Source organism: Micromonospora psammae (assembly GCF_036902725.1).
Classification (GTDB): domain Bacteria; phylum Actinomycetota; class Actinomycetes; order Mycobacteriales; family Micromonosporaceae; genus Micromonospora.
In genome coordinates this window covers 12,053-34,733 of the sequence record NZ_JBAKHM010000037.1, presented here as the reverse complement: position 1 = coordinate 34,733, position 22,681 = coordinate 12,053, and the positions used below count along the sequence as shown (strand labels likewise).

Here is a 22,681-nt window from a genome sequence, read left to right as displayed (position 1 = left end):
CCCGCCGGTTCCGTCGTCATCCGTCCCGGCGGGGCGCCGCCCCGGGGGACGTCCGGAATCGGACCGAGGGGTTCACCCATGCTCGCCTTCGCACCGTTGCACGACGCGGTCGGCGCCGCCGGCGCCGCCGTCACCTGGCTCTCCGACCTGCTCGCCCCGCTGACCGGCGGGGCGGCGACCGCCGCCGCCATCGTCCTGTTCACCATCGGCGTCCGCCTGCTGATCTCACCGTTGACCATGGCGCAGGTCCGCGGGGAGCGGCGCCGCGCGGCGCTCGCTCCCGAGGTCCGCGAGCTCCAGCGGCGGTACGCCGACGACCCGGCCCGGTTGCAGTCGGAGCTGTTCGGGCTCTACCGCCGCGCCGGCGCGTCCCCGGTCGCCGGCTGCCTGCCGGCGCTGCTCCAGGCGCCGTTCTTCCTCGTCATGTACCGGCTCTTCGCCACCGGGGAGGGCGGCGGCGGGCTGCTCGACGAGCGGCTGGCCGGGGTGCCGCTGGGCTGGCACCTCGGCGACGGCCTCTCCGGCCCGGTGGTGCTGGTGTTCGGTCTGCTGCTGGCGGCGCTGACCGGCCTGGCCTGGGCCCAGTCGAGGCGGGCGCGGCGGTTGGCGGCGGCCACCGGGACGGTGGCCGGCGCGCCGGCGGAGGGGCCGGGCGCGGCCACCCTGGGCCGGATCGTTCCGCTGCTGCCGTACGCGACCGTGCTGGTGGCGCTGGTGGTGCCGCTGGCGGCGGTGGTCTACCTGGTGACCACGACGGCGTGGACGGTGGGCGAGCAGCTGGTGCTGCGTCGCGAGCCATCGACAAACGTTGACACCTCTCGGGGAGGGGCGTAGGAAGCGCTCTCGGAGAGCGCCACGCCACCGCGCGACTTCGTGGCCCGGGTGGCCTCGGGCGCGTCCGCCGGGGTGAGCGGCCTGGTCGAGGTGCGTCTGGACAGCCCGACCAGCCCACCGATCGGCAGCTTCGCGCTCGCCAACACGGGTGGCTGGCAGAGCTGGCGCTCGGTGCCGGGCAACGTCGCCGCGGCGACCGGCCGGCGCACGGTCCACCTCACCTTCACCAGCGGCCAGCCGGCCGACTTCGTCAACATCAACTGGTTCACCTTCCGGCGCTGACCCACCGCGGTCCCGGCCCGCGTCGCCCACGGCGGCGCGGGCCGATCCGTACCGCAGCTCTGGACAGAAACAGTTAACAGTCTTAATAATGGGCGCAGACGTCGACACCCATGGATAAATGCCTGCTCGGAGGGGTCCCGTGACGCGTTCCAGAACACTGCTCCTGTCCCTGGTCACCGCGCTGGCGGCGACCCTCGGCGCGGCCTGGGTGGCGCTGCCGGCGTACGCGGCCGGGGCCACCGCCGGCTTCACCAGGACCGCCGACTGGCAGACCGGCTGGGAGGGGAAGTACACGATCACCAACGGCGGCGGGTCGACCATCAACGGCTGGACCCTCTCCTTCGACCTGCCCGCCGGCACCACCCTGGGCACCTACTGGGACGCCCTGCTCACCAGCTCCGGCCAGCGGCACACCTTCACCAACCGGTCCTGGAACGGCAGCGTCGCCCCCGGCGCGTCGGTCTCCTTCGGCTTCCTCGCCAGCGGCTCCGGCCTGCCCACCAACTGCCTGCTCAACGGCGCACCCTGTGGCGGCGGGCCCGGCACCCCGAGCCCGACACCCCCCACCCCGACCCCGACCCCCACCAACCCCTCGCCGACGCCCACCCCGCCGCCGCCCACCGGCGGGCTGCCCCGGCACCTGCTCACCGGCTACTGGCACAACTTCGACAACCCCGCCGTCGAGCTGCGGCTGCGCGACGTGCCGGCCGAGTACGACATCGTCGCGGTCGCCTTCGGCGACGCCACCGCCACCCCCGGCGCGGTCGCCTTCGCCGTCGACCCCGGCCTGTCGGCCGCGCTCGGTGGCTACACCGACGCGCAGTTCACCGCCGACGTGCAGACCCTGCGCTCGCGCGGCCAGAAGGTGATCCTCTCCGTGGGCGGCGAGACCGGCCGGGTCGCGGTCAACGACGCCGCCTCCGCCACCGCGTTCGCCGACACCACCCACGCCCTGATCCAGCGGTACGGCTTCGACGGCGTCGACATCGACCTGGAGAACGGCCTCAACCCCACGTACATGGCGCAGGCGCTGCGTGCCCTGCGGGGGAAGGTGGGCGCCGGGCTGATCATCACGATGGCCCCGCAGACCATCGACATGCAGTCACCGGCCGGCGGCTACTTCAAGCTGGCGCTGGACATCAAGGACATCCTCACCGTCGTCAACACCCAGTTCTACAACTCCGGGGCGATGCTCGGCTGCGACCAGAACGCGGCGTACGCCCAGGGCACGGTGAACTTCATCGTCGCGCTGGCCTGCATCCAGCTGGAGGCCGGGCTCCGGCCCGACCAGGTCGGCCTGGGCCTGCCCGCCGGGCCGGGCGCGGCCGGCGGCGGCATCGTCGCCCCCAGCGTGGTCAACGCGGCCCTGGACTGCCTGGCCCGGGGCACCAACTGCGGCAGCTTCCGGCCGCCGCGCACCTACCCGGGCATCCGGGGCGCGATGACCTGGTCGGTGAACTGGGACGTCAGCAACGGCAACGGCTTCGCCCGCACGGTCAAGCCGCACCTGGCCACCCTGCCCTGACCCGCGTGGCCGGCCCGCCACCCCCGCGGGCCGGCCCCTCCCGCGCCGCCGACCCGCCCGCGCGGGCCGGCGATCCCGCCCACCCGCCGGGCGGACCCCCACCACAGGTCCCTGGAGGCCACCGTGAAACTCCGCTCCCCACGCGTGGTGACGTTCGCCGTCGCCCTCGCCGCCGCCCTGGTCGCGGCCACCGTCGTGGCCCCACCGGCCGCGTCCGCCGCCACCGCCGCCTTCGTCCGCACCGCCAGCTGGGGCAGCGGGTACGAGGCGAAGTTCACCGTCACCAACGACAGTTCGACCAGCATCAGCTCGTGGAACGTGCAGTTCGACCTGCCCGCCGGCAGCTCGCTCGGCACCTTCTGGGACGCCCGGCTGACCACCTCCGGCCAGCACGTCACCGCGGTCAACCAGTCCTGGAACGGCACCCTCGCCCCGGGCGCCAGCACCTCGTTCGGTTTCGTGGTCAGCGGCACCGGCGACCCGACCAACTGCACGGTCAACGGTGGCGCCTGCACCGGCGGAGGCGGCGGCGACCCGTCCGCCCCGGCCACCCCCGGTGGCCTGCGGGTCACCGGCACCACCGCCTCCTCCGTCGCCCTGGCGTGGAACGCCGTCGGCGGCACGGTCACCGGCTACCGGGTGTACGAGGGCTCGACCGTCCGGGCCACCCTCACCGGCACCGCCACCACCCTGAGTGGACTGGCCGCCTGCTCGGCGCACAGCTACACGGTGGCCGCGTACAACTCCTCCGGGGAGTCGGCGAAGTCCGCGCCGGTCTCCGCCAGCACCACCGGCTGCACCGGTGGCACCGCCCCGATGGCCGCCGCGCCCTACCTCTACCCCGGCTGGGGCGACCCGCCCGCGCCGTCGACCGTCATGTCGGCGACCGGGATCAAGTGGTTCACCATCGCGTTCGTCCTCTCCGGCGGCGGCTGCACCCCGGCCTGGGACGGCGGCGGCCCGCTCACCGGCGGCGTGCACGCCAACACGATCGCCGCGATCCGGGCCGCCGGCGGTGACGTCATCCCGTCCATCGGCGGGTGGAGCGGCAACAAGCTCGGCCCGAACTGCTCCTCGGCGGCCGCGCTCGCCGGGGCGTACCAGCAGGTGATCAACGCGTTCGGGCTGAAGGCGATCGACATCGACATCGAGAACAGCGACGAGTTCGAGAACGAGGTGGTGCAGGACCGGATCCTCGGCGCGCTGAAGATCGTCAAGCAGAACAACCCGGGCCTGAAGACCATCATCACCTTCGGCACCTCGACCACCGGGCCGAACTACTGGGGCACCCGCCTGATCAACCAGGCCGCCGCGCTCGGCGCGGACATCGACACCTTCACCATCATGCCGTTCAACTTCGGCGGCGGGGCGAACATGTACCAGAGCACGGTCAACGCCTCCGAGGGGTTGAAGAACACCCTGAAGACCGCGTTCGGCTGGTCGGACGCCACCGCGTACGCGCACATGGGCATCTCCGGCATGAACGGCCTTTCCGACCAGCAGGAGCTGACCTCGCCGGCCACCTGGACGCAGATCCGGGACTGGGCCAGGGCCCGCGGCCTGTCCCGGTTCACCTTCTGGTCGGTCAACCGGGACCGCCCCTGCCCGGGCGGCGGCGTGGTCTCGCACTGCTCCGGCATCGCCCAGAACACCTGGGAGTACACCTCGATCACCGCGCGGTACTGAGCGGCGTCGCGGTCAGCGACCGGCGGTCACCGACTGCCGGTCGCGCCGCGCCCGCCGCTTGCGGACCTTCTTGGTCACCCAGGTGGCGATCATGACGGCGAAGACGGCGAAGATGGCGTAGTTGAACCAGCTGCTGTACCGGTCCACGTCCTCCCAGCGTGACCCGAGCGCGAAACCCAACCCCACGATCAGGGTGTTCCACACCCCGCTGCCCAGCGTGGTCAACAGGACGAACTCACCCATCGGCATCCGGTTCGCCCCGGCCGGGACCGACACCAGGCTGCGCACCACCGGCACCACCCGGCCGATCAGCACCGCCCACCGGCCGTACCGCTCGAACCACCGGTCGGCCTTCTCCAGGTCGTCGGAGTCCACCAGCGGGAGGTGGTCCAGCCAGCGCTTCAACCGCTCCTCGCCGAGCGCCGCGCCGAGCCAGTAGAGCACCAGCGCGCCCAGCAGCGAGCCCGCCGTCGCGGCCAGCACGATCACCACCAGGTGGAACCGGCCCTCGCTGGCCAGGTAGCCGGCCATCGCCAGCACCACCTCGCTGGGGATCGGCGGGACGATGCTCTCCAGGGCCACCAGCAGCGCCACCCCGACCGCGCCGAACGAGTCGATGACGCTCGCCACCCACCCGGTCAGCCCGGTGAACTGGTTCGGGTCGACGTTCTGGGCGAGAGCCATGGGCGTCCTTCCGAGAGCTGCCGGATCGGACGGTGGTACCCGCGTTCCGGCCCCTCACACCTGCCGGTGACCCGACCCACTCCGCGCTGCGGTCAGGTCGAGGGGTGCAACTCCCGGTCGGCGGGCCCCTGACGCCACCCGGTGAACCGGACGGTCAGCCCGGCCCGCACCGGCGAGCAGCAGAACGGCCCGGCCGTGGCCTCGGCCGCCGGGTCCAGTGGGGCGAGCCGGACCAGTCGCCACGGCTCGTCGTCCACCCGGGCCCGGACGGTCAGCGCGTCCCCGGCCCGGCTGACCCGGACGGTCACCTCCCGCCCCGCCCACTCCGGCACCGGCGCCAGCGACCAGTCCGAGAACTCCCGGGTCACCACCGCACCGAGCTGGAGCTCGCCGTCGCTCAGCTCGACGCCGGTCTTCACCCAGGTGCGCTCGTCCACCCGGACCAGCGCGCCGGCCTGGTCGAACTGTCCGGTGAGGTCGAGGGCGAAGCTCACCTCCATGGCACTGCCGACCGGCAGGGGCGCGAGCAGGGCCGGCCCGTTGTCGTGCACGAAGCCGTAGCTGGTCCGCCGCCAGAAGTCGCTCTCCGCGGCCGGCTCGACCACCAGCTCGCCCGCCGGACCGTGTTCGGCGCGCACCGGTGGATGCAGCCAGGCGCCCCGGGCCCAGTCCAACGGTTCGCTCGGCGGTACCAGTCCGGTCTCCATGATCGGAACGGTACCGGCCGGAGCGCGACCGCGAGGCCCGACCGCGTGCCGGCCGGGTTTGCCGCGGTGATCGATCGGAGAAGTTCATCCGGCATGGGTGACAGGTGGTACTCCGAGGCCGTCGTCTACTGCCTCGACATCGACACGTACGCGGACTCCGACGGCGACGGGGTCGGTGACATCAGAGGGCTGATCGGCCGGCTGGACTATCTGGCCCGGTTGGGGGTGACCTGCCTCTGGCTGCACCCGATCCACCCGTCGCCCAACCGGGACGACGGCTATGACGCCACGGACTTCTACAACGTGGACCCCCGCTTCGGCACTCTCGGCGACTTCGCCGAGCTGCTGCACCAGGCGCAGAACCGGGGCATCCGGGTGATCATCGACCTGGTGGTCAACCACACCTCGGACGAGCACCCCTGGTTCCAGTCGGCCCGCTCCTCACCCGACTCGCCGTACCGGGACTGGTACGTCTGGTCCGACACCGAGCCGGACGACCGGCGCCAGGGCATGGTCTTCCCGGGCGAGCAGAACGAGACCTGGAGCTACGACCGGACCGCCAAGGCGTGGTTCTACCACCGGTTCTACAAGTTCCAGCCGGACCTCAACTTCGCCAACGCGAAGGTCCGCGCCGAGATCAAGAAGGTCATGTCGTTCTGGCTCCAGCTCGGCGTCTCCGGTTTCCGGATGGACGCGGTGCCGTTCATCATCGAGCTGACCGAGCCGGGCAACCCGAACTCCCCCAAGGACTTCGAGTTCCTCACCGAGATGCGCCAGCACGTGCAGTGGCGGCGCGGCGACGCGGTCCTGCTGGCCGAGGCGAACGTGGAGCCCGACCAGTTGCCGATGTTCTTCGGTGACGGCGGCGGCTCCGGCAACCGGATCCACATGCTCTTCGACTTCATGCTCAACGGCCGGCTCATGCTGGCCCTGGCCCGGCAGGACCCGGAGCCGGTGATCGAGGCGCTGCGGGACACCCCGCTGCTGCCCGTCGGTGGCCAGTGGGCCACCTTCCTGCGCAACCACGACGAGATCGACCTCTCCCGGCTCACCGCCGAACAGCGCAACCAGGTGTACGCGGAGTTCGGTCCGGACGAGGACATGCGCATCTACGACCGGGGCATCCGGCGGCGGCTGGCGCCGATGCTCGGCAACGACCGGCGGCGCGTCGAGCTGGCGTACGCGTTGCAGTTCTCGCTGCGCGGCACGCCGGTGCTGCGGTACGGCGAGGAGATCGGGATGGGCGAGGACCTGTCGCTGCCCGGCCGGGAGGCGATCCGTACCCCGATGCAGTGGTCGTACAAGGAGAACGCCGGGTTCTCCACCGCCGACCCGGAGAAGCTCGTCCGGCCGGTGATCGACAAGGGTGACTTCAGCTACCAGAAGGTCAACGTGACCGCCCAGCGTGGCGACCCGAAGTCGCTGCTGTCCTGGTTCGAGCGGATGATCGGTACCCTCCGGGAGGCGCCGGAGATCGGTTCCGGCTCCACCACCCACATCGACGTGTCCGTGCCGGCCGGGGTGCTGGCGCACCGCGCCGACGGCCCGACCGGGACGATGGTCTTCCTGCACAACCTGGGGACCGAGGACGTGGAGGTCGACCTGAGCAGCCTCGCCGCCGAGGCGGACCTGCCGACCGACGTCCTCGCCGACCGGGGGTACGGCGAGGTGGGCAAGCTCGACCGGCTCAAGCTGGCCGGCTACGGCTACCGGTGGATCCGGCTCTGCCGGGGCTGACCATCTGGTCGACCGAGTTGCGGGACGGCGCTGGTCTCCGGGCCTGCCGACCGGCGGTGGGTGGGGGTTAAGCTCCATCGATCGAGCCAAGTTACCCGGAGGTAATCATGTCGGAAGAGCCCCGCGTCGCCATCGTCACCGGAGCCGCGCGCGGTATCGGCGCGGCGACCGCCCGCCGGCTGGCCGCCGACGGCATGGCCGTCGCCGTGGTCGACATCGAGGAGTCGGCGACCAAGGAGACGGTGGACGCGATCGCCGGCGCCGGCGGCCGGGCTGTCGGCGTCGGCGCGGACGTGTCGGACCGGGCTCAGGTGGAGGCGGCGGTAGAGCGGGTCGCCGCCGAGCTGGGCGCACCGACGGTGCTGGTCAACAACGCCGGCGTGCTCCGCGACAACCTGCTGTTCAAGATGTCCGACGCGGACTGGGACACGGTCATGGGCGTGCACCTGCGGGGCGCGTTCCTGTTCAGCCAGGCCGCCCAGCAGCACATGGTCGAGCGGAAGTGGGGCCGGATCGTCAACCTCTCCAGCACCTCGGCGTTGGGCAACCGGGGCCAGGCGAACTACTCCGCGGCCAAGGCCGGGTTGCAGGGCTTCACCAAGACCCTCGCCATCGAGCTGGGCCCGTTCGGCGTGACGGTCAACGCGGTCGCCCCGGGCTTCATCGTCACCGACATGACCGCCGCGACCGCCGCCCGGATGAAGGTCGACTTCGAGGCGCTGCAACAGCACGCCGCCGCGGAGATCCCGGTCCGCCGTCCCGGCCGGCCGGAGGACGTCGCGCACACCATCTCGTTCCTGGCCAGTGAGGGCGCGTCCTTCGTCTCCGGCCAGGTCATCTACGTCGCCGGTGGCCCCAAGGACTGACCCCGTCGCGTCCCGCCCGGTGCGCTGCCGGGCGGGACGCGTCAGTCGGTGTCGTGGCGGGTGCGCCAGAGCCAGAGCAGGCCGAGGACGGGCAGGACCAGCGGGATGTAGCCGTAGCCGCTGCCGAACTCCGACCAGACCGTCTCGTCCGGGAAGAGCTCCTCGTCGACCAGGCTGAGCACGCCCACCCCGACGACCCCGATCAGCTCCACGGAGCAGCAGGCGAGCGCGACGCGCCGGCCGGCGTGACCGGCCCGGGCCAGCCCCACCGCGGCCACGATGTAGATCGCCGCGGCCAGCCCGGAGAGCAGGTACGCCACCGGCGCCTCGTCGAACTTCGTGGCGAGCTGGAGCCCGGCCCGCGAGGTGGCGGCGATGGCGAAGAGCAGGTAGACGGCGATCAGCAGCCGCCCCGGCCCCTTGTTGGTGGTCCGTTCCGGCGTACCGGTCTCAACCACCGAGGACCGCCCAGGTCTGCTGGAGCCGGACCACCACCACCGGGGTTACCAGGCAGATCGCGCAGACGATCGCGGAGCCCCAGCGGGTCGGTTCCATCTTCGCCAGCACCCAGGCCAGCGGTGGCAGGCAGACCAGCGTCACCAGGTAGCCGAAGAAGGCGCCGGGTTCGCCCGGCCGCTCGCCGCCGCCGAGCGCGACCAGCGCCACCACGGCCAGCGCGAGCAGCGCGACCTCCAGGGCGGCCAGGCCGACGAACTGGAGCCGGTCCGGCGGCCGGTGGCGGACCGCCGCCACCAGGCTCCAGAGCGCGAGTACGAGCGACAGCACGATCGTCGCCGTCGCGAGGATGCCGTCCACCGGGGACCCGGCCGCGGCGGCGCTGGTCATCGGCGACATCCGATCGGAGTCTCGGTCACCGGCACAGCCTACTAAGCGTCGTAGTAATCCCCGGCGTCCCGGTCGGTCGGCCGCGTCGGCTGCACCCGCCGGGCCGGGCGACTAGCGTGGATCACGGCCACGGCACCGCCGTGGCGGACGACGACTCCGGGGGTACTCGTGCTGCGGTTCGGCTTGTTCGGCACCGGTCACTGGGCGGCGGAGACGCACGCCGCCGCGATCGACGCGCACCCGCGCGCCGATCTGGTCGGGGTCTGGGGGCGCAACGCGCAGCGGGCCGGCGAGCTGGCCGACCGGCACGGGGTGCCGGCGTTCGACGACGTCGACGCCCTGCTGGACGCGTGCGACGCGATCGCCGTGGCGCTCCCGCCGGACGTCCAGGCGGACATCGCCGTCCGGGCCGCCATCGCCGGCCGGCACCTGCTGCTGGACAAGCCCCTCGCGCTCAGCCTCGCCGACGCCGACCGGGTGGTCGCCGCGGCCGGGAACGCCGGGGTGGCCTCGGTGGTCTTCTTCACCCAGCGGTTCCACCCGAACGTCACCGGCTTCCTCGCCGCCACCGCCGCGGCCGGCGGCTGGCAGCACGCGCGGGCGACCATGTTCGCCTCGATCTACCAGCCGGGCAGCCCGTACGGCGACTCGCAGTGGCGGCGGGACCGGGGCGCGCTGTGGGACATCGGCCCGCACGCCCTGTCGTTGATCCTGCCGGTGCTCGGCCGGGTGACCCGGGTGGCGGCGATGGACGGGCCGAGCGGCCTGGTCCACCTGCTGCTGACGCACGACGGCGGCGCCACCAGCTCGCTCTCCCTCACCCTGGACGCGCCGACCGAGGCGATGACCCGGGACTTCGTCTTCTTCGGCGAGAACGGCACCGAAACCGTCCCGCCCGGCGACGGCAGCGCGCTCGCGGCCTTCGGCACCGCGATCGACCAGCTGCTGGAGGAGATCGACGCCGGTACCCGGGACCACCGCTGCGACGTGCGGTTCGGCCGGGAGGTGGTGGCGGTGCTGGCCGCCGCCGAGACCGCCCGCGCCCAGGGCCGCACCGTCGAAGTCTGACCCCCGCGTCCGGCCTGCGGGCCAGGTTGGTGAGTGGGTGGACTCGGGCGTGTTCGTCCCGGTTGGCTGTTACAGGTTGGGTCTGATGACGCTGAGGCATCAATATGCCTCGGCGTCATCACGCCCAACCAGACATGCGGTTCCCCCGGGGCCACTCCGAGTGGAGCCGGCTTTGGCCAAGCAGGGTGCTGCAGCACGCACCGGAATCCTGCTGGGCGTACCTGGCCGGGCGGAAAAGGTGTCGCGGGGTGATCGGCGCGTGGCTAGCCTGGCGGCATGTTCACGCATGCCCTGATCGACGTGGCCGTCACGTCGGCCGCGCGGGGCCTCCTCCAGGTCGCCCGTCCGCGAGTCCGGCGTCCGGCCCTGGCCGGCCGGGACCTCCGGCGCGCCTGACCTGACCCGCGTACCGCAGCCGGCCGGCGACCGCCGCCGGCCGGTGCGCCGCGTCCACCACGGCACACCGCTGCTCGCCTGATCCGCGGATCCATCCGCAGCTCGGGCGGGCGGGCGTCGCGTCCCACGCCGAACTCCAGGGTCGTCCGAGTCCCGATCCGCTCGGACAGGCCCCGCCGTGCGCTGCCTGTCCGTACCGTCGCCAGCCGGCGACAGACAGGACGATCCCCGTGGCGCCCCGCCGACCCCGCACCACCGCACGCGACCGGTCCCGTCGCGTACTGTCCCAGAACTTCCTCACCGACCCGGCCGCCACCGCGCGGCTGGTCCGGGCGGCCCGTCCCGGCCCGGACGACCTGCTGCTCGAGGTGGGTGCCGGCCGGGGTCAGCTGACCCGGGCGCTCGCCGCCCGGTGCGGCCGGCTCGTCGCGTACGAGATCGACCCGCTCGTCGCCCCCGACCTGGCGGCCCTCTGCGCGCGGCTGCCCCGGGTGGAGCACCGGCAGGCGGACTTCCTGGCGGCGAGGCCGCCGGCCGAACCCTTCTCCGTGGTCGGCAACATTCCCTGGTCGCTGACCGCCGCCGTGGTCAGGTGGTGTCTCGCCGCGCCCGGGCTGCGGGCGGCGACCCTGCTCACCCAGCTCGAGTACGCGCGCAAACGCAGCGGTGACCACGGCCGGTGGAGCCGGCTCACCGTGCTCACCTGGCCGGAGCACCACTGGCGGCTGGTCGGTCGGGTGCCGCGCACCGCGTTCCGCCCGGTTCCCGGCGTCGACGGCGGCATCCTGCGGATCGACCGCCGGCCCGAACCGCTGCTGCCACCGGCGGCGCTGCCGGCGTACCGGAGGATGGTGGAGATCGGGTTCGGCGGGGTCGGCGGCTCGCTCGCGGCCTCGCTGTCGACGGCGTACCCGCGCGCCCGGGTCGACGGGGCGCTGCGGGCCGCCCGGCTCGACCCGGCCACGCCCGTCGGGCTGGTCTGGCCGGAGCAGTGGCTGATGCTGTTCCGGCTGCTGCACGCCCGCGGTCCGCGCCGGTGACGCGCCGTGGATCAGGCGAGCGTGGCGAGGGCCTCGTTCAGCTCCGCCGGGTCGGCGAACTGTTCGGCCGGCAACGCCCGCAGCATCTGGAGCATCTCGGTGCTGGCCCCGTTCTCCTGGCCCCAGCGGACCAGGTCCTCCCGGGAGACCGGATAGTCGAGCCCGGCCAGGTACTCCTGCAACTGCACCCCGGTGACCGTCATGCCCGCCGGCTACCCGCCCAGCCCGTCGGCACACCCCGATACCCCACGGTTTGCCCGGCGGGGCGGCCGGGTAGCCGCGCACATGCTGGTTCAGCGGCTCGGCGCGCCGAGCGACTTCGCCCCCTTGCTGGAGCGCGTCCGGGACGCCCGGGTGGTCATGATCGGCGAGGCGACCCACGGCAGTCACGACTACTACCGCCTCCGCGAGCAGCTCACCCGCCGGCTCATCGCCGAGCAGGGCTTCTCGTTCGTGGCGGTGGAGGGGGACTGGCCCGACTGCGACCGGGTGAACCGCTCGGTCACCGGTGCGCCGGGTGGCGCGTCCGATCCACGGACCGCCCTGGAGGGCTTCGCGCGCTGGCCCACCTGGATGTGGGCGAACACCGAGGTGGACCGGTTCTGCCACTGGCTGCGGGCGTGGAACATGGCACGGCCGGAGGGGGAGCGGGCCGGCTTCCACGGCCTGGACGTCTACAGCCTCTGGGAGTCCATGCAGGCCATCTTCGACTACCTCGGCGAGGAGGACCCGCGTTCGCTGGAGGCCGCGCAGGAGGCGTACAAGTGCTTCGAGCCGTACGGCAAGCGGGTCGAGGAGTACGGCGCCGCCGCCCGCTTCGTCTCCGCGCGCTGCGAGGAGGAGGTGGTGCGCCTCTTGGCGCGTACCCGGGAACACGCCGCGTCGGACGGCCCGGCGGCCTTCGCGGCCTGGCAGAACGCCGAGGTGGTGGCGGGCGCGGAGCGCTACTACCGGGCGATGGTGCGGGGCGGCCCGGAGTCGTGGAACATCCGGGACACCCACATGGCGGACACCCTGGACCGGCTGCTGGCGGAGTACGGCCCGGACGCGCGGGGAATCGTGTGGGCGCACAACACCCACGTGGGCGACGCGCGGGCCACCGACATGGCCGCCGACGGGCTGGTCAACATCGGTCAGCTGGGCCGTGAGCGGCTCGGCCGGGACGATGTGGTGCTGGTCGGCATGGGCGGTCACCGGGGGACGGTAGTCGCCGCGCCGCGCTGGGGTTCCCCGGCGGAGTCGATGGTGGTGCCGCCGGCCCGGGAGGGATCGGTCGAGCAGCGGCTGCACGAGCTGATGCCGGAGCGGGCGGTGCTGGTCTTCGGCGGGCCGGACCAGCCGGAGTGGGTGACCGGCACCGCCGACCACCGGGCGATCGGGGTGGTGTACGACCCGAGCTTCGAGTCCTGGGGCAACTACGTGCCGACCCGGCTCTGCGACCGCTACGACGCCTTCATCTGGTGCGACGAGACCACCGCTCTGCACCCGTTGTCCGCGGCGACCTCGCTCGGCGAGATGCAGACGTACCCGGCGGGGGTCTGACCGGGCCCCCTGCGGCGCGGGGGCGGCAGGGGCCCGGTCGGTCCCGGCTCAGACCTTGGCGGGCTGCCGGTCGAGGTGGGCGCGCAGCCCCTCGCCCTCGATGTCCACGTTGGGCAGTGCCCGGTCGAGCCACCGGGGCAGCCACCAGGCCTTCGTGTTCAGCAGCGACATGACCGCGGGGACGATGGTCATCCGGACGACGAAGGCGTCGATGGCGACGCCGACGGCGAGCGCGAAGCCCATCGACTTGATCACCGGGTCGTCGAGGAAGACGAAGCCGCCGAAGACCGAGATCATGATCAGGGCGGCGGCGGTGACCACCCGGGCGCCGTGTCCCATCCCGTTGATGGTGGCCTGTTGGGCGGTGTCGCCGTGCACGAAGTCCTCCCGCATCCGGGAGACCAGGAAGACCTCGTAATCCATGGCCAGGCCGAACAGGATGCCGATCAGCAGGATGGGCAGGAAGCTGATCAGCGGTCCGGGGGTGTCCAGGCCGACCAGCTCGGCGAGGTGGCCCTGCTGGAACACCGCGACCGTGATGCCGAAGGTGGCCGCCACGGTGAGCAGGAAGCCCAGCGCCGCCTTCACCGGCACCAGGATCGACCGGAACACCAGCATCAGCAGCAGGATCGACAGTCCGACCACGAGCAGCAGGTAGACCGGCAGCGCGTCGGTGAGCTTCTCGGAGACGTCGATCCCGATCGCGGTGACCCCGGTCAGCAGCACCTCGGCGTTGTCGATCCCGCCGACCTGGGCCCGGATGTCGTTGACCATCGTCTCGGTCGCCGCGTCGGTCGGCCCGGTCTTCGGGATGACGCCGAGCAGCGCCGTCCGGCCGGTGGGGTCGACCTGCGGCGGGGCCACCGCCAGCACGTTCTCGGTGCGCTGGATCAGCGCGGTGACCTGGGGTACGGCCGCCGAGGTGGCCTGCGGCGAGTCGGCGGTGACGACGACCGCGAGCCGGCCGGTGAAGCCCGGTCCGAAACCCTCGCGGATGAGGTCGTTGCTGACCCGCGCCGCGCTGCCCTCCGGGGCGGTGCCGGCGTCCGGCAGCGCCAGCCGCATGTCCTGGGCGGGGAGCGCGAGCAGGCCGAGGCCGAGCAGGCCGGCCAGGATGACCGGCAGCCGGAAGCGGGTGGTCCACCGGGCCCAGCGGAACCCGAAGCCGGAGCGGTCCTCCGAGCCGGTGTCGTCGGACTCGACCGCCTCCCGTCCGCGCAGCTTGCGGGGGAGCACCCGGCGGCCGGCGAAGCCGAGCAGCGCCGGCTGGAGGGTGATCGCGACCAGTACGGCGACGGTGACGGTGCCGGCGGCGGCCAGACCCATCACGGTGAGGAACGGGATGTCGACCACGGCGAGGCCGGCCAGCGCGATGACCACGGTGGCCCCGGCGAAGAGGACGGCGGAGCCGGCGGTGCCGACGGCCCGGCCGACGGCCTCCTCCGGCGGGAGCCCGTCGAGCAGGTTCTGCCGGTGCCGGGAGGTGATGAAGAGCGAGTAGTCGATGCCGACGGCCAGGCCCAGCATCAGCGCCAGGATGGGCGCGGTGCTGGTCAGCTCGACCGCGCCGCTCAGCGCGAAGAGGCCGGCCATGCCGACGCCGACGCCGATCAGCGCGTTGAGCATGGTCATCCCGGCCGCGACCAGGGAGCCGAAGGTGACCATCAGGACGATCGCGGCGACCGCCACGCCGAGCGCCTCGGTGGAGCCGACCTCGGGCTCGGTGTTGAGCACCTCACCGCCGGGCGCGACCTGCCAGCCCGGCGCGGCCTGCGCGCCGACCTTCTCGTACGCCTCGCGCTGCTCGTCGGTGACCTCGTCGGCGCCGGTGGCGAACTGCACCTGGACCAGGGCGTACCGGCCGTCGGGGGAGAGGGCCTGCACCTGGAACGGGTCGACGGCGGCGACCACGCCGGGCAGCGTGGCCGCCTGCTGCACGATCCCCTTGACCACGGCCTGCCCCTCCGGGGTGGCCAGCTGGCCGGCCGCGGGGGCCTTGACCGCGATGGTGCCGGTGGCGCCGCTGGCCGCCGGGAACCGGTCGGCGAGCAGGTCGAGCGCGCGCTGCGACTCGGTGCCGGGCATGGTGAAGTTGCTGGCCGTGGGGCCGCGCAGGGTCGCCGCGGCGAAGCCGAGGCCGACGAGTACGACGAGCCACACGGCGACGACGAGTCGCCGGCGGCGCAACGAGGCCCGGCCGAGCCGGTACAGCAGGGTCGCCATCAGATCCTTGTCCTCACTCGGGGATGGGTGGGTCGATCGGTGCCAGCGCCCGCCGGGCCATGGCCAGCAGGGCCGGTCGCAGCTCGTCGTCGGGCACGTCGACGAACTCGGCGCACGCCTCGGGGATCCCGGCGAGCAGGACCAATGCGGTGATCCGGGCTTCCACCCGTTCGCTGTGGCCGGCGAGCGCGTCGAGGAGCCGTTCGGAGATCTGCTGGACGTGCGCGAAGGCCGGCTGCGCCAGCAGCTCGGGAAACTCGCCGCGGAGCAGCGCGATCTCCCGGCGGAAGCGCACGGCGAGGTCGACGAAGCCCTCGGCGGCCGCGCGCTGGGCGCGGTCGCCGGTGAGCCCGGTGACCCGTTCGTCCAGCTCGACGAGCACCTCGATCGGCTTCGCCATCAGCGCCGCGAGCAGCGCCTCCTTGTTGGCGAAGTGGTAGAGCACCGCCGCCTTGGAGCAGCCCACCTCGCGGGCGATGTCCTGCAACGAGGTGCCCCGGTAGCCGGTCACCGCGAAGCGCCGCGCCGCCGCGGCGAGGATCTCGCCGTGGGTTTCGGGTACCGCTCGAACCATGCGTTCCAGCATGCCTGACCGATCGGTCAGGCCCTGACCGATCGGTCAGACTCGTGGGGTGGCGTTCGCCACAGCCGTCCTCATTCCGGGTTGGCGTGCTCCCGGTCGTACGCCGCCCGGGCCGCGCTGATCGCCGCCCGGTGCCGCTCGGCCCACCCGGTCAGCGCGACCAGCGACTCGTAGAGCTCCAGCGCCATCGGCGTGGCGGTGTACTCGACCTTCGGCGGCACAGTGGAGTACACCCGCCGGTGCAGCAGGCCGTCGCGCTCAAGGTTGCGCAGGGTGAGGGTGAGCATCCGGCGGCTGATCCCCTCGACCTGCCGTTCCAGCTCGGTGAAGCGGACCGGTCCCCGGCAGGCGGCGACCAGGATGCCGATGCTCCACTTGCCGCCCACCCGGTCCAGCGCCTCCCGGACGGTGCAGGCGGGGGCCGGCTCCCGCCCGGCGGGCACACAGCTGTTCCCCTGGGACACGAGAGTGCCTCCTTCCGCTCGGCCCGATGGTCACAGACCACGCCCTCGGTGACAAAGCGTGAGCGCCCGCCGCCCGCGTCCCGGTCCGTACGCGCCGCGTCACCCGGGCCGGTCCGGCCCCACCCCGGGTACGCCCCGACCGGCCCGGTGCACCGCGATGGCGACGTGGAGCCGGTCCCGGGCACCGAGCTTGTCGAGGATGTGCCGGACGTGCGTCTTCACCGTCCACTCGCTGATCACCAGGTGGCCGGCGATCTCCTCGTTGTTGAGCCCGGCGGCGATGAGGAACGCCACCTCCCGCTCCCGCGCGGTGAGCCGGTCCAGGGCCTCGGCCTCGGCCGGCCGGGGCGGCTCGGCGTACCGCTCGATGACCCGCCGGGTGACCGCCGGGTCCAGCAGCGCCTGACCCGCGGCGACCACCCGCACCGACTGGCGCAGCGTGTCCGGTGGGGCGTTCTTGAGCAGGAACCCGCTCGCCCCGGCGCGGAGCGCGGCGAAGACGTACTCGTCCAGGTCGAACGTGGTCAGCACGATCACCCGGGTGGGGTGCTCGGCGGAGCGGCCCACGATCTCCCGGGTCGCCGCGATGCCGTCCGTGCCGGGCATCCGCACGTCCATCAGCACCACGTCCGGCCGGAGGTGCCCGCTCAGCGCCACCGCCTCGGCGCCGTCGCGGGCCTCGCCCACCACCAGGAGGTCGTCGGTGCGGTGCAGCAGCGACCGCAGGGCGTCCCGCACCGCCTGCTGGTCGTCGGCGAGCAGCACCCGGACGGTCACCGGGACACCCTCGGTTCGGCCGGCAGCCACGCCTCCACCAGGAATCCCCGCTCCGGGCCGGGCCCGGCCCGCAGTCGACCACCGACGCTGCGCGCCCGGTCGGACATCCCGGCGAGGCCGTGGCCGCCCTGCGCGGGCAGTGCGCCGGGGCGGCCGTCGTCGTCGAAGCGCAGGTGCACCCCGTCCCCGGCGTTCTCCACCAGCAGGCGGGCCCGCCGGGCGCCGGAGTGCCGGATGGTGTTGGTCAGCGCTTCCTGGCAGATCCGGTAGACCGCGAGCGCCACCGAGCCGGTCAGCTCGGATCCGGGGGTGACCCGCACCTCCAGCTCCACCCCCGCCGCCCCGGCCACCGCGCGGAGACGGTCCAGGTCGGCCAGGCCGGGCGCCGGGGCGAGCGGCGCCACGCCGTCCTCGTCGCTCCCGCCGCGCAGCAGCCGGACCGTCCTCGTCGTCTCCCGCAGCGCCTCGTCGTGGGCGGCCAGCGCCGCGGCGACCGCCGCCCGGCAGGCGGGCGGGTCCACGGTCACCGTCTCCTCGGCGATCCGCAGCTGGAGCCCGATCACCACCAGGCTGTGGGCCGCCACGTCGTGCAGGTCCGCCGCGACGGCGAGGCGCTGCTCGGTCATCCGCTGGGCGGCCACCCGGCGGTTCTCCTCGGCGGCCCGGGCGAGCCGGTCCCGCACCTCGCCCGCCCAGCGACGCCGCTGCCAGGCGGCCTCGCCGACCGCCAGCGCCAGGCCGACGACGATCAGCGTCTGCGCCTCACCGACGAGGACCGGCAGGGCCGCCTCGCCCTCGACGCCGGTCCGCCACCCCACGTCGCCGACGCTGATCAGGACGGCGACCAGTGCGGCGGGGAGCAGCCGGCCGGCGGTGGCGGCCCGGGCGTACGGCACCAGCAACGGCCAGCCCAGCCCGATCGCCGGGTAGCCGGCCAGGTGGTAGGCGACCACCGCCGCGGCGGAGAGCGCCAGCACCGTCACCGGCCGACGCCGCCCGGCGAGCTGAAGGGCGCCCAGCACCCCGCCGAGAGCCCAGCCGGCGAGCCCCGGCGACCGGCTGGCCGGCTCGACGGCGATGTCCACCGCCAGCCAGACCGACCCGGCGACGAGGCCGGCCGCCGCCGTGTCCCGGAGCCTCACGGGTGCGGGTGCGGGTGCGGGTGCGGGATCGGGTTCGTCGGGTTCACCTGGTCCTCCGTCCCGGGCGCTACGACGACGTACTGTCCCATCATGCCGGCGTCCTCGTGCGCCAACAGGTGACAGTGGAACATGTACGGCCGGGTCGGGTCGGCGTGCTGTCCGAAGCTGACCAGGAGGGTCACCTCGGCGCCCGGCGCGACGAAGACGGTGTCCTTGCGACCGCGCATGTCGGGTGCGGTCGCCCCGCTGACGGTGAACGCGGCGTTGTGCACGTGGAAGTTGTGCGGCACCCCCTGCCGGTTCCGGATCCGCCACCGCTCGGTGGTACCGAGCGGCACCGCGAAGTCGATCCGGCCGAGGTCCATCGTCCGGCCGTTGATGGTGAAGTCGCCCAGGTCGAACCGTCGGTCCGGGCGGCCCGGGGGCGGCGGCGCGACCGGCGCGGCGGCCGGGAGGCGCGCCGGCAGCGGGGCCGACGGCGCCAGCTGCCCGTCGGCGGCGAGCAGGAGCAGGTGGAACTCGTTGTCGCCGCCGGCCAGCCGGTCGTAGAGCACGTTCGCCCCCAGCTCGGGCGGGCGGCTGACCAGCAGCAGCCGTTCCCCGGGCCGGACGGCGACCACCAGCTCGACGCGTTCGCCGGGGCTCACCCGGACGTGGTCGGTCTCCACCGGCGCGGGCAGCAGCCCCTGGTCGGAGCCGACCAGGTGGAAGGGGCGCCCGTCGGCGAGGGCGAGGTCGTACACCCGCGCGTTCGAGGCGTTGAGCACCCGCAACCGGATCCGCTGCGTGGTCACCCGGAGCACCGGCCCCCAGGTGCCGTTGACGAAGACGTCCCGGCCGAGCAGTCCCACGATGTCGGTGCCGCCGAAGTCGATGCCGTCGGTGTCCGTACCGCCGTCGTCGGTCACGGTCCGGTCCTGGAGGACCAGGGGAATGTCGTCGACGCCGTAGCGCTCCGGGAGTAGACCCGTCGCCCGGTCGTCGTCGACCAGGATCATCCCGGCCAGGCCCCGGTGGACGTGGTGCCGGGTGGAGCCGTGTGGGTGGGGGTGGTACCAGAGCGTGGCGGCCGGTTGGTCGATCCGCCAGGACGGCTGCCAGGTGTCGCCGGGCGGGACCAGCTGGTGCGGGCCGCCGTCGGCGACGGCCGGCAGCTCCATCCCGTGCCAGTGCAGGGTGGTGGCCTCCGGCAGGTCGTTGCGGACCCGGGGGGCCACCACGTCGCCCCGGCGCATCCGCAGGGTCGGGCCGAGGTAGCTGCCGTTGGCGCCCCAGGTGGGGGTGCTCCGTCCGGGCAGCAGTTCGGTGGTGCCGGCGCGCAGGGCCAGCTCGTGGACGGTGCGACCGGCGGCGTCCCGGCGGGGCGTGGCGACCGGCGGTACGGCCAACGGCCGCTCGAACCGCACCCGGCCGACGTTGCCGCGGCCGGCGGTGACCCAGACGTGCCCGGCCAGCGCGCCCGCGGGGACCACGGTGGCCAGCCCGGCCAGGCCGGCCAGGCGGAGGAAGCGACGGCGGGAGGTCACGTCCCCGGCCGGTCGCGCCGGGGCCATGCGGCGAGAGCCAGGCCGAGCAGGATCAGCCACCCCGCCACCCAGGACTCCGGCGCCGGCACCATGGCCGGCTCGCGGAGGATCACGTGCAGGGGTACGAAGAGCCCGCCGAAGAGGACGAAGACGCCGAAGAGAGCCAGCGCCGCGCCGAGCAGCCGGGGCACCGGGATTGATCTACCGTGAGGTCGGGACATGCGGTGACGCTATGACCGCGCCGTCGGCCGGGGCATCGCTCCACGGAGGTATCCGTCGGCCGGTCCGGTTGACCGGGGCCGCTGCGGCGGGGAGGGTGACGTGATGAGCGGGGCGGAGGAGACACGGGACGGGGTCGGGCTGACCAGTCTGAATCAGCCGCTGCTCGCCGGCGGGGACGTCACCAAGCGGGACCTGGTCGACTACCTCGACGCGGTGCGCGAGCGGATCCTGCCCGGCCTGCGGGACCGGCCGCTGTCGGTGATCCGGCTGCTGCGCGGCCAGGACCCGTTCATGCAGAAGAACCTGCCGAAGTACACCCCGGAGTGGGTGCGCCGCACCTCGGTCTGGGCCGAGGCGTCGCACCGGCAGGTGTCGTACGCGCTCTGCGACGACCGGCGGACCCTGCTCTGGTTCGCCAACCAGCGGGCGATCGAGTACCACCCGACGCTGAGCACCGTCGCCGATTCCCAGCACCCCACCCACCTGGTGCTCGATCTGGACCCGCCGGAGGGGGACGCCTTCACGGCGGTCGTCGGGGCGGCCCGCCTGGTGCAGCGGGCGCTCGCCGACGTGGGGCTGGCCGGGGCGGTGAAGACCAGTGGCGCGAAGGGTCTGCACGTCTTCGTGCCGGTCGCGGCGGGCACCAGCGCCGAGGAGGCGGCGGCCGCCACCCGGGCGCTGGCCGGGCACGCGGAACGGCTCGACCCGGCGCTCGCCACCACCGCCTTCATCCGCCAGGACCGGGGCGGGCGGGTCTTCGTCGACGCGACCCGGGCCGGCGGGGCCACCGTGGTGGCCACGTACAGCCCCCGGGTGCGGCCCGGCCTGCCGGTCTCGTTCCCGGTGGCCTGGGACGACCTGGACGCGGTGAGCCCGGCGGACTTCACGGTGCGGACGGTCCCGGCACTGCTCGCCGACACGGACCCGTGGGCCGAGGCGATGCCGGCGCCGCAGCGGCTCCCGGACGACCTGGTGGCCGAGGGCAGGACCATCCCGGTGGCCCGGGTGCAGGCCATGCACGAGGGGAAACGGCGCGCGAGGGCCCGGCGCGAGTCCGGCGGCGGCTGACCCGGGCGACGTCGCTCCAGATCGTGGAGGAGGAGTGGGCATCGGTGGAGCTGTCGCTGGGTCCGGCTGCCAGGGCCGCCCTGGCGGAGCGCGGGTGGTCGAGTGAGCGGAGGGTGGACATCGCGGATCACGCGTCTCGACTCTCCCGTCTCGGTTACCGGCTGGATGACAGGACGATCGAGGTTCTGGCCTCCCTCGTCGGACTGCGGGTGGGTCCGGTCGTGGTGAGGGGCGTGGACTTCCAGAACGATGAGCCGTTCATCGTCGACCCGCTGGGAGTCGGCACGAGGAACCGGGACGAGTGCCGGCGGCTGGAGAGGATGTTCGGCACGACCTTCAGTCCACTGGGGTGGTGGCTCTGCCGGTCGCACGTCTACTTCGGCGCCAGCGGACTGGTGGTAGCCGCGTTACCCGGCGTGATCTGGCATCTGGGCGACACCCTCGACGAGGCGATCGAGTTCATGTTGTCGGCGAACCGTCCACTCGTCAGGCTCTTGAGCATGGATGACCTGGAATGAGGGGCTAGCGTCCAACGCGAAGAAGCCCGGACCAACTGGTCCGGGCTTCTTCGCATCTGTGGTGCCCCCGGCAGGATTCGAACCTGCGCCCCCGCCTCCGGAGGGCGGTGCTCTATCCCCTGAGCTACGGGGGCTCAGCGACTCGGAAAGACTAGCAAACGCCCCCACCGATCGCCGAATCGGTATCCGCTGCTTCTCTCCGTGTCGCCCACCTGCCCGGTCAGGCGGCGGCCTGGGCGCGGCCGCAGCTGGGCAGGGGGTGCAGGGCGATGCGGCGGGGCAGGCGGCGGGGCCACTCGTTGCGAGGCCAGGAGCCGTCCACGATCAGGTGCACGGTGCGCTCCTCGGTGCCGCTGAGCCGCAGCACGAAGTCGCGGGGGAGCGGCGCGTCGACGCCGGGCGTGGTCACCATGAACCGGACCCGGCCCCGGGACGACACCGCCGAGATGACGTCGGCGGCCGGCATGGTGCCCCGCAGGCGTACCCGGCCGATCCAGTAGACCTCGGCGGCGTGCTCCTGGGCGGCCCGGGTGATGGCCGGGTACTCGCTGCGTACCCAGCGCTCCACCGCGCCGACGCAGAGCCCGCAGGCCCGCTCCCGCGGCTCCCGCGGACCCAACCCCCAGGCCCGCAGGTACGCCCCGACCATGCCGGAGTCCATCGCCAGGTCGAACTGGCGCTGGATGAGCAGGCTGAGGCTCTGTCGCGTCCAGAGCTCCTCGTCCAGCCCGAACGCGTCGGGATGGACGCCCCGCAGGGCGTCGATCAGTTCCAGTTCCTGGTCGCGGCTGAGCGTTCCGGACTCGCCCTGCCGGTGTCCGCGACGGACGGCTGCCACCGCTCCGTCACCGCCGATGGTGTGGCGCCGGCACCAGCTGGTGACCGAGCGCCGCGCGTCTCTGAGTGCAACCCCCACGTCCTGCGCAACGAGCCCGAATCACGACC

22 protein-coding genes, 1 tRNA gene and 2 pseudogenes are annotated in these 22,681 nt (G+C 73.4%); 11 read left to right on the top strand and 14 right to left on the bottom strand.

The window, feature by feature from the left end; all coding sequences use genetic code 11:
* The first annotated feature begins 78 nt into the window (after positions 1–78).
* The 4 genes and pseudogenes from V6U79_RS28135 to V6U79_RS28120 all read left to right on the top strand — a co-directional run bounded on the left by V6U79_RS28135 (position 79) and on the right by V6U79_RS28120 (position 4,327).
* The gene (locus tag V6U79_RS28135) at positions 79–834 is read left to right on the top strand and encodes a YidC/Oxa1 family membrane protein insertase (RefSeq protein WP_334616500.1); all 756 of its coding nucleotides are present in this window, start codon (positions 79–81) and stop codon (positions 832–834) included.
* Positions 835–852: 18 nt separating this feature from the next.
* Positions 853–1,116: pseudogene (locus V6U79_RS28130) on the top strand (carbohydrate-binding protein); the annotation flags it as partial.
* Between the two features lie 139 nt (positions 1,117–1,255).
* Positions 1,256–2,641 carry a chitinase gene (locus V6U79_RS28125; RefSeq protein WP_334616499.1) on the top strand — a complete coding sequence of 462 codons (1,386 nt, stop codon included), beginning with the start codon at positions 1,256–1,258 and terminating at the stop codon, positions 2,639–2,641.
* Between the two features lie 123 nt (positions 2,642–2,764).
* Positions 2,765–4,327 (top strand): cellulose binding domain-containing protein, encoded by a 1,563-nt coding sequence (locus V6U79_RS28120; protein WP_334616497.1) that lies wholly within the window; start codon positions 2,765–2,767, stop codon positions 4,325–4,327.
* Between the two features lie 12 nt (positions 4,328–4,339).
* On the opposite strand, the gene V6U79_RS28115 is transcribed toward V6U79_RS28120, so the two are convergent.
* Positions 4,340–5,011 carry a DedA family protein gene (locus tag V6U79_RS28115; RefSeq protein WP_334533326.1) on the bottom strand — a complete coding sequence of 224 codons (672 nt, stop codon included), beginning with the start codon at positions 5,009–5,011 and terminating at the stop codon, positions 4,340–4,342.
* A 92-nt stretch (positions 5,012–5,103) separates the two neighbouring features.
* Entirely contained in the window at positions 5,104–5,718 is a 615-nt protein-coding gene (locus V6U79_RS28110) for a DUF1349 domain-containing protein (RefSeq protein ID WP_334533328.1), read from the bottom strand.
* A 93-nt stretch (positions 5,719–5,811) separates the two neighbouring features.
* Here V6U79_RS28110 and V6U79_RS28105 point away from each other — a divergent pair, with 93 nt between their 5' ends.
* Together V6U79_RS28105 and fabG are read left to right on the top strand one after the other, a co-directional pair.
* Positions 5,812–7,455 (top strand): alpha-amylase family protein, encoded by a 1,644-nt coding sequence (locus tag V6U79_RS28105; protein WP_334616496.1) that lies wholly within the window; start codon positions 5,812–5,814, stop codon positions 7,453–7,455.
* A gap of 107 nt (positions 7,456–7,562) precedes the next feature.
* Positions 7,563–8,321 (top strand): 3-oxoacyl-ACP reductase FabG, encoded by a 759-nt coding sequence (gene fabG / locus V6U79_RS28100; RefSeq protein ID WP_334533334.1) that lies wholly within the window; start codon positions 7,563–7,565, stop codon positions 8,319–8,321.
* Positions 8,322–8,365: 44 nt separating this feature from the next.
* Here fabG and V6U79_RS28095 read toward each other — a convergent pair.
* Positions 8,366–8,779: pseudogene (locus tag V6U79_RS28095) on the bottom strand (hypothetical protein); the annotation flags it as partial.
* Entirely contained in the window at positions 8,772–9,176 is a 405-nt protein-coding gene (locus tag V6U79_RS28090; RefSeq protein ID WP_442933395.1) for a hypothetical protein, read from the bottom strand. The pseudogene V6U79_RS28095 and the gene V6U79_RS28090, both read right to left, overlap by 8 nt.
* Before the next feature lie 159 nt (positions 9,177–9,335).
* On the opposite strand from V6U79_RS28090, the gene V6U79_RS28085 reads away from it, so the two are divergent.
* Both V6U79_RS28085 and erm read left to right on the top strand, forming a co-directional pair.
* The gene (locus tag V6U79_RS28085) at positions 9,336–10,235 is read left to right on the top strand and encodes a Gfo/Idh/MocA family protein (RefSeq protein ID WP_334533342.1); all 900 of its coding nucleotides are present in this window, start codon (positions 9,336–9,338) and stop codon (positions 10,233–10,235) included.
* A gap of 626 nt (positions 10,236–10,861) precedes the next feature.
* A complete protein-coding gene (gene erm, locus V6U79_RS28080) occupies positions 10,862–11,671 on the top strand; it encodes an ErmE/ErmH/ErmO/ErmR family 23S rRNA (adenine(2058)-N(6))-methyltransferase (RefSeq protein WP_334616494.1) in 810 nt (269 codons plus the stop codon).
* 11 nt (positions 11,672–11,682) lie between these two features.
* Here the strand turns inward: erm and V6U79_RS28075 are convergent, their stop codons facing one another.
* Positions 11,683–11,874 (bottom strand): DUF2795 domain-containing protein, encoded by a 192-nt coding sequence (locus V6U79_RS28075; RefSeq protein ID WP_334533348.1) that lies wholly within the window; start codon positions 11,872–11,874, stop codon positions 11,683–11,685.
* Between the two features lie 82 nt (positions 11,875–11,956).
* Here V6U79_RS28075 and V6U79_RS28070 point away from each other — a divergent pair, with 82 nt between their 5' ends.
* A complete protein-coding gene (locus V6U79_RS28070) occupies positions 11,957–13,213 on the top strand; it encodes an erythromycin esterase family protein (RefSeq protein ID WP_334616493.1) in 1,257 nt (418 codons plus the stop codon).
* Between the two features lie 48 nt (positions 13,214–13,261).
* Here the strand turns inward: V6U79_RS28070 and V6U79_RS28065 are convergent, their stop codons facing one another.
* The 7 genes from V6U79_RS28065 to V6U79_RS28035 all read right to left on the bottom strand — a co-directional run bounded on the left by V6U79_RS28065 (position 13,262) and on the right by V6U79_RS28035 (position 20,149).
* Positions 13,262–15,436: an MMPL family transporter gene (locus V6U79_RS28065; RefSeq protein ID WP_334616492.1), complete on the bottom strand. Its 2,175-nt coding sequence runs from the start codon at positions 15,434–15,436 to the stop codon at positions 13,262–13,264.
* A gap of 13 nt (positions 15,437–15,449) precedes the next feature.
* Positions 15,450–16,010 carry a TetR/AcrR family transcriptional regulator gene (locus tag V6U79_RS28060; protein WP_334616491.1) on the bottom strand — a complete coding sequence of 187 codons (561 nt, stop codon included), beginning with the start codon at positions 16,008–16,010 and terminating at the stop codon, positions 15,450–15,452.
* A gap of 80 nt (positions 16,011–16,090) precedes the next feature.
* Positions 16,091–16,483, bottom strand: coding sequence for a winged helix-turn-helix transcriptional regulator (locus V6U79_RS28055; protein WP_334616490.1), 393 nt, complete (start codon positions 16,481–16,483; stop codon positions 16,091–16,093).
* Between the two features lie 99 nt (positions 16,484–16,582).
* On the bottom strand, positions 16,583–17,260 hold the full coding sequence (locus V6U79_RS28050; protein ID WP_334533363.1) for a response regulator: 678 nt from the start codon (positions 17,258–17,260) through the stop codon (positions 16,583–16,585).
* A complete protein-coding gene (locus V6U79_RS28045; RefSeq protein ID WP_334616489.1) occupies positions 17,257–18,402 on the bottom strand; it encodes a sensor histidine kinase in 1,146 nt (381 codons plus the stop codon). The genes V6U79_RS28050 and V6U79_RS28045 overlap by 4 nt, the downstream gene beginning before the upstream one ends.
* On the bottom strand, positions 18,399–19,928 hold the full coding sequence (locus V6U79_RS28040) for a multicopper oxidase family protein (protein WP_334616488.1): 1,530 nt from the start codon (positions 19,926–19,928) through the stop codon (positions 18,399–18,401). The genes V6U79_RS28045 and V6U79_RS28040 overlap by 4 nt, the downstream gene beginning before the upstream one ends.
* The gene (locus V6U79_RS28035) at positions 19,925–20,149 is read right to left on the bottom strand and encodes a hypothetical protein (protein WP_334616487.1); all 225 of its coding nucleotides are present in this window, start codon (positions 20,147–20,149) and stop codon (positions 19,925–19,927) included. The genes V6U79_RS28040 and V6U79_RS28035 overlap by 4 nt, the downstream gene beginning before the upstream one ends.
* 103 nt (positions 20,150–20,252) lie before the next feature.
* On the opposite strand from V6U79_RS28035, the gene V6U79_RS28030 reads away from it, so the two are divergent.
* Positions 20,253–21,218: a DNA polymerase domain-containing protein gene (locus V6U79_RS28030; protein WP_334616486.1), complete on the top strand. Its 966-nt coding sequence runs from the start codon at positions 20,253–20,255 to the stop codon at positions 21,216–21,218.
* Between the two features lie 44 nt (positions 21,219–21,262).
* Positions 21,263–21,736: an SUKH-3 domain-containing protein gene (locus tag V6U79_RS28025; protein ID WP_334616485.1), complete on the top strand. Its 474-nt coding sequence runs from the start codon at positions 21,263–21,265 to the stop codon at positions 21,734–21,736.
* Positions 21,737–21,795: 59 nt separating this feature from the next.
* Here V6U79_RS28025 and V6U79_RS28020 read toward each other — a convergent pair.
* Positions 21,796–21,870, bottom strand: a tRNA-Arg gene (locus tag V6U79_RS28020).
* 86 nt (positions 21,871–21,956) lie between these two features.
* Positions 21,957–22,652 (bottom strand): winged helix-turn-helix domain-containing protein, encoded by a 696-nt coding sequence (locus V6U79_RS28015; RefSeq protein ID WP_334616484.1) that lies wholly within the window; start codon positions 22,650–22,652, stop codon positions 21,957–21,959.
* Positions 22,653–22,681 lie beyond the last annotated feature (29 nt).